The following is a 10,111-nucleotide window of genomic DNA, read 5'->3' as shown; positions in this document are numbered from 1 at the left end:
CGCCGCGAGCTCCACGCCCCAAGGATAGCATCACGGGCGCCCGACCCCGACCCCGCCGCTCCGCGATCCCCGCTGTGCTAAGGTTGAAGTCCACATGAGCGCCGCCGTGCCCTTCCGCGACACGTTCTGGAACGTTCCCGGGTGGGCGCAGGTCGCCCTCTACGCAGGCGGCGCGGTCGCCGTCGCGATCTTCGCCTGGGGCGTCTGGCGGCGCGTGACCCTCTGGCGCCGCGGGCTCCCCGAGGACCGCTTCGATCGCATCCCCACGCGCGTCATGCTCGTCGTCCGCGAGGCGCTCGGCCAGGCGCGCACGCTCTCGCAGGCGTACCCCGGCGTCATGCACGCGACGATGTTCTGGGGCTTCCTCGCCCTGTTCATGGGCACGGTGCTCGCGACGATCGACTGGGACATCACGCTGCCGCTCTTCGGGGTGAAGCTCCTCAGGGGGAGCTTCTACCTCTTCTATAAGACGACGCTCGACCTCTTCGGCCTCTTCTTCGTGATCGGCCTCGGCATGGCCGTCTGGCGCCGCTTCGTCGCGCGGCCCGACCGGGTGGACCCGGCGGCGCGCTTCGCGGGGGTGCTGGCGCTCCTGTTCGTGATCAACCTGTCGGGCTTCGTGATCGAGGCGTGCCGCCTCGCGGCGGTGCGGCCCCCGTGGGCCCCCTGGTCGCCCGTCGGCTGGGCGCTCGGCCAGGGCATGCAGGCACTCGGCATGACCGAGGGCGCGCTCCGCGCGACGCACCTTTCGGTGTGGCTCTTCCACGCCGCGATCTCGCTCGCGTTCGTGGCGATCGTCCCGTTCTCGTACTTCATGCACCTGCTGACCACGCCGCTCAACATCTTCTTCGCGAAGCTCGGGCCCCGGGGCGCGATCCCGAAGATCGAGAACATCGAGGAGGCGGAGAGCCTCGGCGTCTCGAAGCTGGAGGAGTTCTCCTGGAAGCGGCGGCTCGACTTCGACGCGTGCGTGGAGTGCGGGCGCTGCCAGGCGGCGTGCCCCGCCTACATGGCCGGCTCCGCGCTCTCCCCCAAGCAGATCATCGTGAAGCTCAAGCGCCACATGCACGGCGAGGCGGCCGGGCCGATCCACGGCGAGCTGATCAAGCCGGACGAGCTCTGGGCGTGCACGACGTGCATGGCGTGCGTGGAGGAGTGCCCCGCGTTCATCGACATCGTGGACACGATCATCGACCTCCGCCGCTACCTCGCGCTCTCGGAGGGCGCCCTGCCGTCCACGGCGCCCCAATCCCTTCAGAACATCCGGCGCGCGGGCAACCCGTGGGGCCTGCCCCCCGGCGAGCGGCTCGCGTGGGCCCAGGGCCTCGACGTGCCGGTGCTCGAGCCCGGCAAGGAGGTGGACTATCTCTACTGGGTCGGCTGCTCGGCCTCGTACGACAAGCGCAACCAGGCGATCGCCCGCGCGTTCGTGAAGATCCTCAAGGCCGCGGGTGTGTCCTTCGCGGTCCTGCGGGAGGAGCGCTGCCACGGCGAGGTGGCGCGCCGCCTCGGCGAGGAGTACCTCTACCAGACGCTCCAGCGGGAGAACGTCCAGGCGCTCGGCCGCTATCGCTTCAAGAAGGTCGTCACCCACTGCCCGCATTGCTTCAACACGCTCCGGAACGAGTTCCCCCAGTTCGGCGGGAGCTACGAGGTCGTGCACCACTCCGAGCTCATCGACGAGCTCCTCCGGAGCGGGCGGATCACGCCCCGGAAGCCGCTCGACGCGACGCTCGCCTTCCACGACTCGTGCTACCTCGGCCGCTACAATGGCATCATGGAGGCGCCGCGCCGCGTGGCCCGCGCGGTGCCGGGCCTGCGCGTCGTCGAGCTGCCGCGCAACCGTGCCCGCGGCCTCTGCTGCGGCGGGGGCGGCGGCCACATGTGGATGGAGGTCAAGGCGAAGCGGCGCGTGAACCTGATCCGCGTCGAGGAGGCGCTCGAGGCCAAGGTGGACATGGTGGGCACCGGCTGCCCGTTCTGCCTCGCCATGGTGGACCTCGGCCGCAAGGTGGCGGGCGCCGAGGAGAGCCTTCAGGTCAAGGACGTGAGCGAGCTGGTGGCCGAGAGCCTGGAATGATCGCGCTCCTCAAGGCGCTCCCCGACCTCGCGCGCACGCTCGCGCGGCTCGCCGCCGACCCCGTGCTGCCCACGGCGGCGAAGCTGGCGGTCGCCGCCGCGGTGCTCTACCTCGTCTCGCCCGTGGACCTGATCCCCGATTTCATTCCGGTCCTCGGCGCCCTCGACGACCTCTTCGTGGCGGCGATCGTCGTGGACGGGATCCTGAACTTCGTGGACCGCGGGCTCGTGCTCCGCTACTGGCCGGGGAGCCCGGAGTCCCTCGAGCGGATCGCGCGCGTCGCGGGCGTCCTCGCCGCGTGGGTGCCGCGCCGCCTCAAGCTACGCATCTTCTCCCCCGCCGGCGGCCGCTGATGCGACCCGAGTACGCCGAGCTCATCCAGCGCCGCCTCGCCGTCCCGCCGGTCGAGGGACCCGACAAGACCGCCACGCTCGAGGCCGCGGTGCGGCGCCTGATCGAGCCCGGCCAGACGATCTACGCCGGCTCGGCCCACGGCCGGCCGAGCGCGCTCGTGCGCGAGCTGGTGAGGCAGTGGTGGGGCCGGAGCCCCGGGTGGACGCTCGCGCTCACCGGCATCGGCTCGCCCTGGACGGCGCTCGTCGTGGGCGGGCTCGTCGAGCGGCTCGTCACCACGTTCGTGGGCGAGGGCTATCCGTTCCCGGTGCCTCAGCCGCTCATCGCGCGCGCGATCCTCGAGGGCCGGGTCGGCGTCCAGAACTGGACGATGCTGACCATCCCGCTCCGGCTCCTCGCGGGCGCGATGGGCGTGCCGTTCATGCCGACGCGCTCGCTTCTCGGCTCCTCGATGGAGGAGGACAACGCGCGCGACGGCGACTTCCTCGCGGTGGACGACCCGTTCGCGGCGCCGGGCGAGCCGGGCGGCGGCCGGGTCGGCTTCGTCAGGGCGCTCGTGCCCGACGTGGCCCTCTTCCACGCGTGGGCGGCCGACCGCGCGGGCAACGTCCTCTCCGCGGCGCCGCTCAACGAGAACTTCTACGCGGCGATGGCCGCGCGGCGCGGCGCCATCGTCACCGTCGAGAAGATCGTGCCGACGGAGGTCATCCGCCGCCACGCGGGCTTCGTGCGGCTGCCCGGCCAGTACGTCGCGGCCGTGGTCGAGGCGCCCTTCGGCGCGCACCCGGCGGGGATGTACGGCATGGGCCTGCCCGAGCTCGAGGGGTACGCGGAGGACCTCGCGTTCATCCTCGAGGCGCGGAAGGCGTTCAGGATGCGCGAGAGCGCGGAGGCGTGGATCCGCGAGTGGATGCTCGACGTCCCCGACCAGGCGGCCTACGTCGCGAAGCTCGGCTACGCGCGCCTGATGGAGGTGAAGGGACGCGCCGACAGCGACGCGTGGGTGAGCGAGCTCGAGATGCTCGCGCCGAACCTCGGCCCCGACGACCGGGTGGGCGCCGGGGAGCGGATGGTCGTCGCGGCGGCGCGGATCCTGAGCGAGAAGGTCCGGGCCAAGGGCTACCGGAGCTACCTCGCGGGCGTCGGCAACTCGAACCTGGCCGCGTGGCTCTCCGCGTACCAGCTGAAGGCCGAGGGCGTGGACGTCGAGCTGATGGCCGAGACCGGGATGCTCGGCTACCTGCCGCGCCCGGCCGAGCCGTTCGTCTTCTCGTTCCGGAACTTCCCGTCGTCGAAGATGCTGACCGACATCTTCCACGTCATGGGGATCTTCATGGGCGGCCGGCACAACCGCTGCATCGGCTCGCTCGCCGCGGGCCAGATCGACAAGCACGGCAACATCAACTCGACGCTCGTTCCGGGCGTGACCTACATCACGGGCTCGGGCGGCGCGAACGACATCGCGTCCTCGGCGCGCGAGGTCGTGGTGACGCTCGCGCAGAGCCGGACGCGCTTCGTCGACAAGGTCGCGTACGTCACGGCGCCCGGCCGCGGCGTCACCACGGTCGTCTCGGACCTCGGCGTGTACGCGAAGGCCGACCCGCACGCCGAGCTCGCGCTGACCGCCGTGTACGCGGACGGGCCCGTGGACGCGGCGGTCCGGGCGGCGCGCGAGGCGTGCGGCTGGGAGCTCGCCGTCGCGCCCGACCTCGCGCGGATCGCCCCGCCGACGCTCGAGGAGCTCCGGCTCGTCCGGCTCTTCGACCCGCGCCGCTACTTCCTCGGCGAGGCCTGACGTCATGGGGCACGGAAGCGTGGTGACGTGGCGGCGGTACCTCCTCGCGGTGGCGTTCGCGGCGCTGGCGACGGTCGTGAGCCTCCTGCTCGAGCCCCACTGGGCGCCGATCCACCTGCTCCTGCCGTTCTATCCCGCCGTGATGCTGAGCGCCTGGTTCGGCGGCCTGGGGCCGGGGCTCCTCAACACGTTCGTGTCGTCGCTCATCATCAACTACTACTGGCTGCCCCCGATCAAGTCGCTCGGCATCAGCGACACCGGCGACTGGGTCGGCATGGTCCTGTTCCTGTGCGTGGGCCTCCTGATCAGCTCGCTGAGCGACCGGCTCCTGCGTGCCCAGCGGCGCGCCGAGGCGACGGCCGCGGAGCTCCGGCAGCAGGTGGACGAGCGCGTGCGGGCCGAGGAGGCGGCGGCCAAGCTCGCGAACCTCGCCGACGAGCTCCGGACGTCGGCGGAGCGCTACCGCCTCCAGTTCGAGCGGAACCTCGCCGGCGTCTTCCGCGCCCACCGCGATGGCCGGCTCGTCGAGGTGAGCGACGCTCTCAGGCACCTCCTCGGCGTTCACACGCGCGAGGAGCTCCTGGCGCGCTCGGCGCGGGACTTCTTCGCGCGTCCGGAGGGCTGGGAGGAGCTCGTGGCCTCGCTCGCCCCGGGCGTGGTCATCCAGAGCCACGAGGTCGCGTGGAAGCGGAGCGACGGCTCGCCCCTCGCCGTGCTCGTCAGCGCCCGCGAGGCGGACGGCCTCGTCGAGGCGCTCGCGATCGACATCACGGACCGCAAGCGCGCGGAGGAGGCCGAGCGCCAGGCGGTGCGGCTCCGCGCGGTCGCCGACCTGGCCGCGGCCGCGGCCCACGAGATCAACAACCCGCTCACGGTGATCGTGACCAACCTGTCGATGCCCTCGGCGGAGGGCGAGGCCACCGAGCGTCTGAAACGGGCGCTCGAGGCCGCGCGCCGGATCCAGGAGATCGTGGACCGGATGACGCGCATCGAGCGCGTTCGCATGGCGGAGCAGACGTCGCCGCATCTGCCGAGCATGCTCGACATCCGTAAGTCGTCGGACTGACCGGTGGCCGCGGCGGGACCGCCCGAGCCCGCGGGTGCGCGGTCCATCCTGGTCGTCGACGACGACGCCGCGTTCGCGGGCGTCGCCGAGGACGTGCTGAAGGAGGACGGGTACCGGGTGACGGTCGCGGCCAGCGGCGTCATCGCCCTCGAGCTCGTGCGCGACACGCCGTTCGACCTGGTCCTGATCGACGTTCGCATGCCCGGGCTGGACGGCCCCGCGTTCTTCCGCGAGCTCCAGGGCCGCGATCCCGAGCTCGCGCGGCGCGTGATGTTCATGACGGGCGGCGCCGTGGAGCCCGACGTCGCGGAGCTCCTCTTCTCGCTCCGCATTCCCTGCCTCAGGAAGCCCCTGCCGATCGACGAGCTCCGTGCGACCGTCCGGCGCTTCTTCCTCGCGGCGCGGAGCTTTCCGGGCTTCCGGCGGCCCGGCGAGCCCCGTTGACCCTCCGTGAGCGCCTGGCGGCCCTGCACCCCGGCGCGTCGGGGCGCCGGCTCAAGCAGTGGCTCGAGGGCGCGCGCGTCCGCGTCAACGGCGCCGTGGTCCGGCGCGGCGACGTCCCCGTGCGGCCCGGCGATCGCGTCGAGCTCGGTGTCCCGCCGCCGCCTGCGTTCCCTGCGCCGCTCACGCTGATCCACGAGGACCGGGACGTCCTCGTCGTGGACAAGCCCGCCGGGCTCCTCACGATCGCGACCGAGCGAGAGCGCGAGCGGACCGCGTACCGCATGCTGGCGGACTACGCGGGCGCCGGCGAGGGGCACGGCCGGATCTTCATCGTCCACCGGCTCGACCGCGAGACCTCGGGGCTGATCGTGTTCGCGCGGTCGCCCGCCGTGAAGCGGGCGCTCCAGGCGCAGTTCGTGGCGCGGAGCCCCGAGCGGGTGTACGTCGCGGTCGTCGAGGGCGACGTGCAGGCCACGGACGGAACGCTGAGCGCCCGGCTCGCGGCGGACGCGGGGCGCCGGGTCAGGGTCGCGCGCGACGGCGGGCGGGGCAGGGAGGCGGTGACGCGCTACCGGGTCCTCGACCGGCGCCCGGCCACCACGACGCTCGAGCTCAAGCTCGTGACCGGGCGGCGCGGCCAGCTCCGGGCCCAGCTCGCGGCCGCGGGCCATCCGATCGTGGGCGACCTGGCGTACGGGAGCCGGCGCAATCCGCTGCGGCGGCTGTGCCTGCACGCCACGCGGCTCGCCTTCGTGCATCCGGACGGGCGGCGCGTGAGCTTCGAGAGCCCGGTACCGTCCGCGTTCCGCCGCGTCTAGCTGCAGGGCGAGCCGTAGCACGGCCCGGGGCTGGGGCCCTGCCGTCCGAGGCGAGCGAAATCTACGGGATCAGCAGCGCGAGCCCGGTGAGCGCCGCGGCGACGAGCAAGGACTCCACGTGGATCTCGCGCGCCTGGCGCTTGAGCTGCGCGACGACGAAGGGATCCGCCACGGGCTCCTCGCCGGCGTCGGCCTCGCGCGCGCCGCGCGCGGCGAGCCGCACTCAGGTGTGGCCGCGCGCCTGGAGGGAACCGAGCGCGCCGAACCAGAAGGGCACGAAGAGTGCCAGGCGCCAGCCGCGGTCCACGCCCGCGACGAGCAACGCGGCGAGCGCGACCACGCCGAGGCCCAGCGCCGCCGCGCCCAGCAGGAGGCGGCGCCGGCGGCCGGCGGCGCCGATGTTCGCGACGCGGGCGGCGGTCGGGCTCACCGGCGTGCCGGGCGGAGCGGCATGAGGCCGTTCAGCGCGAGCCGGCCGCCGTCCACGTAGACGGTGCTCCCGGTCATGTACGACGACGCCTCCGAGGCGAGGAAGACCGCGACCTCGGCGATCTCGCGCGGCTCGGCCACGCGCTGCATCGGAGTGCGCGCGTAGACGGCGTCGCGCCAGGCGCGGCGCCGGAGGAGGTGGCGAGTGAGGCCCGTCACGACGGTGCCGGGCCCGATCGCGTTGACGCGGATCCCGTGGGGCGCCAGCGCGATCGCCATGGCCTTGGTGAGCTGGCGCACGCCGCCCTTCGTCGCCGCGTAGGCCGCCGACTCGGGGCGCGCGACCTCGGCGTTCACCGACGAGAGCGTGATGATGACGCCGCGGCGGCGCCGGGCCATGCGCCGGGCCGCGGCCTGGGCGACGAGGAACGTGCCCTTGAGGTTCACGTCGATGATGCGGTCCCACGTCGCCTCGCCGAGCTCGAGGAAGGGGACGATCGGCTCGACGGCGGCGTTGGTGACGGCGACGTCGATGCGCCGCCACGTCCGGTCGATCGCGTCGAAGCCGTCGCGGACGGAGCCGGAGTCGGCCACGTCCATGTGGAGCGCGAGCGCGCGCCCGCGCCCGATGCGCCGCGCCGTGGCCTGCGCCGTCTTCGGGTCGACGTCGGCGACGGCCACCCTCGCGCCCTCGCGGGCGAACGCGAGCGCGATGGCCTCGCCGATGCCGCGTCCAGCGCCCGTGACGAGCGCCACCTGGCCTTTGAGCCTCATGCGGTTCTCCTGTTGTAGCGGGGTCCACGAGGACGGAATACTTCGGGGGTGGCCTGACAAAGAAGCGTGCTGGCTCCGTTCATCTAATGCGCACTGAGGACGAAGTTAGTCTGCAATGAGGACGAAGTCGGTTTGCATGTCGGTCTGGCCGTCTCTCGGGTAGAGCTGGGTGACGAGCGTGCGGTGGCCGGGCGCGCTGACGCGCACGTGCACGTGCGGCGGCCGGCCGGGATAGCGGCCCGGGACGCTCGTCTCGTAGCGATAGCGGCCCTCGGCGCCCGCGCGCTGGGTCGCGCGGTGCGCGCCGTCGTACTCGCCCGAGGCGTTCGCGGACCACCACTCGAGCCGCGCGCCGAGCAGGCCCGCGCAGCCCTTGGCGGAGCGGACGGCGCCGCTCACGACGAGCCCGCGCCCCGTCGTCGCGCGCTCGGGCGCGCCGGGCTCGTAGAACGGGCCGAGCATGTCGGCGCGGGTCGGCGAACACGCGGGCTGCGGGGCGGCGGTTTCCGGAAGGCCGAGGAGCAGCGCGACAAGAGCCAGCGCGCGGAGCACGCGCCAATGCTATCATTCCCGACGCCGAGACGCATGAGCGACACCGATCGCACGCCGACGGCCGACACCGATCCCGCCGCCGCCATCGCGCGGCTCGCGGCGGAGCTCTTGCTCACCGACGAGCCGTCGGGGTTCGTCGCGGCGCTCGACAACGATCCCGACGTCCGCGACGCCCGCGAGCACAGTGACTGACTGGTCGCTCGCACCGCTCTCCCGCGCGATCGCCGCGCGCCGGGTCTCGCCCGTCGAGGTGACGCGCGAGTGCCTGGCGCGGGTCGAGCGGCTCGACCCCTCGATCCGGAGCTTCATCACGGTGGACGCGGAGGGCGCGCTCGCGACCGCGCGCGAGCTCGAGGCGGAGCTCGCCGCGGGCCTCTCGCGCGGGCCGCTGCACGGGATCCCGCTCGCCTACAAGGACCTCTTCCACGTCCGCGGGCTCCCGACCTCCTGCGGGACGAAGACCCGCGAGTACTTCGCGCCCGACGCGGAGTCCACCGTGGTGGCCCGCCTGCGGGAGGCGGGCGCCGTGACGCTCGGCAAGCTCAACATGACCGAGCTGGCGCTCGGGCCCTTCGGGGACAACGCGCACCACGGCGACGTGCAGAACCCGTGGAAGCGCGGCCACGCGGCGGGGGGCTCCTCGAGCGGCTCCGCGGCGGCCGTCGCCGCGGGCTTCGTCGTCGGCGCCCTCGGGAGCGACACGGGCGGGTCGATCCGGCTCCCCGCCGCGTGCTGCGGCGTCGTGGGGCTCAAGCCGACGTACGGGCGCGTGAGCCGCGCGGGGGCGATGCCGCTCTCGTGGTCCCTGGACCACGTGGGTCCCCTCACGCGCACGGTCGCGGACGCGGCGCTCCTCCTCGGCGCGATCGCCGGCTACGACCCGCTCGACGCCACGTCGAGCCGGCGGGGCGTGCCGTACTACGAGCGCGTCCTCGAGACGCCGGTCGAGGGCCTCCGCGTCGGCGTCCCCGAGAATTACTACTTCGACGGGCTCGACGCCGAGATGGACGCGGCGGTCCGCGCCGCCGCGAAGGTCCTCGCGGAGCTCGGCGCCGAGGTGGTCGCGGTGCGGCTGCCCGATCCCGCGCCGCTCGCCGACCTGTGCAACGTGATCGCGCGCGCCGAGTCCGCGGCGATCCACGCGAAGCTCCTCCGCGAGCGGCCGCACGAGCTCCAGCCCGCGGTCCGGTCCCGCCTCGAGGTCGGCCTCCGCATCTCCGCGCACGACTATCTCCAGGCGCTGCGGCTGCGCGCCCGCTGCGCGCGCGAATTCGTCGCCCGGGTGTTCGCCGGGGCGCAGGCGCTGGTGATGCCGGTGATTCCCGAGCCCGCCCCGGCGCTCGACGCGGTGAAGGCGGGGACGCCCGAGGAGGTCGTCCGCCGCATGGGACGCTTCTCCCGCCTGACCCGGCCGTTCAACGGGCTTGGCCTGCCGGCGCTCGCGGTGCCCTGCGGGTTCGCGCGCGACGGGCGCCCGCTCGCGCTCCAGGTCGTGGGCCGCCCGTTCGACGAGGCGACGACGCTCCGGCTCGGTCACGCCTACGAGCGGGCGGCCGGCTGGGTCACGCGCCGTCCGGCGCTCGACTGATCTCCGCGGACGCGCCCGCACCGCCGCCGCCCCTCGGTCCGCCGCGGCTGTGGACCGTCTTCGCGGCCTACGCGATCGCCTTCGCCGGCATCGTGGCCCTGTCGCTCGTCGCCGCGAGCGTCCTCAAGAGCCTCTACCCCGACACCCCCGACCGGGCGCTCTTCGATGGCTTGCCGGGACTCATCGCCGGCGGGACCGCGTCGTCCGCGGC

General features: G+C 73.6%; 12 protein-coding genes. 8 read left to right on the top strand and 4 right to left on the bottom strand.

Going from position 1 to position 10,111, the window contains the following annotated elements:
* The first annotated feature begins 94 nt into the window (after window positions 1-94).
* From VKG64_05360 to VKG64_05335, 6 genes are read left to right on the top strand one after another with little or no spacing between them, the layout of a single operon-like run.
* On the top strand, window positions 95-2,080 hold the full coding sequence (locus VKG64_05360) for a heterodisulfide reductase-related iron-sulfur binding cluster (GenBank protein HKB24466.1): 1,986 nt from the start codon (window positions 95-97) through the stop codon (window positions 2,078-2,080).
* Complete coding sequence (locus tag VKG64_05355) at window positions 2,077-2,433, top strand: DUF1232 domain-containing protein (protein HKB24465.1); 357 nt, start codon at window positions 2,077-2,079, stop codon at window positions 2,431-2,433. Before VKG64_05360 ends, VKG64_05355 begins: the two co-directional genes overlap by 4 nt.
* Window positions 2,433-4,229 carry a CoA-transferase gene (locus VKG64_05350; GenBank protein ID HKB24464.1) on the top strand — a complete coding sequence of 599 codons (1,797 nt, stop codon included), beginning with the start codon at window positions 2,433-2,435 and terminating at the stop codon, window positions 4,227-4,229. The genes VKG64_05355 and VKG64_05350 overlap by 1 nt, the downstream gene beginning before the upstream one ends.
* Before the next feature lie 4 nt (window positions 4,230-4,233).
* A complete protein-coding gene (locus VKG64_05345; protein ID HKB24463.1) occupies window positions 4,234-5,295 on the top strand; it encodes a DUF4118 domain-containing protein in 1,062 nt (353 codons plus the stop codon).
* Between the two features lie 3 nt (window positions 5,296-5,298).
* Window positions 5,299-5,739 carry a response regulator gene (locus VKG64_05340; protein ID HKB24462.1) on the top strand — a complete coding sequence of 147 codons (441 nt, stop codon included), beginning with the start codon at window positions 5,299-5,301 and terminating at the stop codon, window positions 5,737-5,739.
* Complete coding sequence (locus VKG64_05335; GenBank protein ID HKB24461.1) at window positions 5,736-6,557, top strand: RluA family pseudouridine synthase; 822 nt, start codon at window positions 5,736-5,738, stop codon at window positions 6,555-6,557. The genes VKG64_05340 and VKG64_05335 overlap by 4 nt, the downstream gene beginning before the upstream one ends.
* 61 nt (window positions 6,558-6,618) lie before the next feature.
* Here the strand turns inward: VKG64_05335 and VKG64_05330 are convergent, their stop codons facing one another.
* The 4 genes from VKG64_05330 to VKG64_05315 all read right to left on the bottom strand — a co-directional run bounded on the left by VKG64_05330 (window position 6,619) and on the right by VKG64_05315 (window position 8,312).
* A complete protein-coding gene (locus VKG64_05330; GenBank protein HKB24460.1) occupies window positions 6,619-6,780 on the bottom strand; it encodes a hypothetical protein in 162 nt (53 codons plus the stop codon).
* Window positions 6,781-6,987 carry a hypothetical protein gene (locus VKG64_05325; GenBank protein ID HKB24459.1) on the bottom strand — a complete coding sequence of 69 codons (207 nt, stop codon included), beginning with the start codon at window positions 6,985-6,987 and terminating at the stop codon, window positions 6,781-6,783.
* Entirely contained in the window at window positions 6,984-7,760 is a 777-nt protein-coding gene (locus tag VKG64_05320) for an SDR family NAD(P)-dependent oxidoreductase (GenBank protein ID HKB24458.1), read from the bottom strand. The genes VKG64_05325 and VKG64_05320 overlap by 4 nt, the downstream gene beginning before the upstream one ends.
* 105 nt (window positions 7,761-7,865) lie before the next feature.
* On the bottom strand, window positions 7,866-8,312 hold the full coding sequence (locus VKG64_05315; protein HKB24457.1) for an intradiol ring-cleavage dioxygenase: 447 nt from the start codon (window positions 8,310-8,312) through the stop codon (window positions 7,866-7,868).
* Between the two features lie 33 nt (window positions 8,313-8,345).
* Between VKG64_05315 and VKG64_05310 the strand changes: the two genes are divergently transcribed.
* Window positions 8,346-8,504: a hypothetical protein gene (locus VKG64_05310; GenBank protein ID HKB24456.1), complete on the top strand. Its 159-nt coding sequence runs from the start codon at window positions 8,346-8,348 to the stop codon at window positions 8,502-8,504.
* Complete coding sequence (locus VKG64_05305; protein HKB24455.1) at window positions 8,497-9,900, top strand: amidase; 1,404 nt, start codon at window positions 8,497-8,499, stop codon at window positions 9,898-9,900. Before VKG64_05310 ends, VKG64_05305 begins: the two co-directional genes overlap by 8 nt.
* The last annotated feature ends 211 nt before the right edge of the window (window positions 9,901-10,111 follow it).

Source organism: Candidatus Methylomirabilota bacterium (assembly GCA_035260325.1).
In the GTDB taxonomy this organism is placed as follows: domain Bacteria; phylum Methylomirabilota; class Methylomirabilia; order Rokubacteriales; family CSP1-6; genus AR19.
This window is presented reverse-complemented; position numbering and strand designations above follow the sequence as displayed.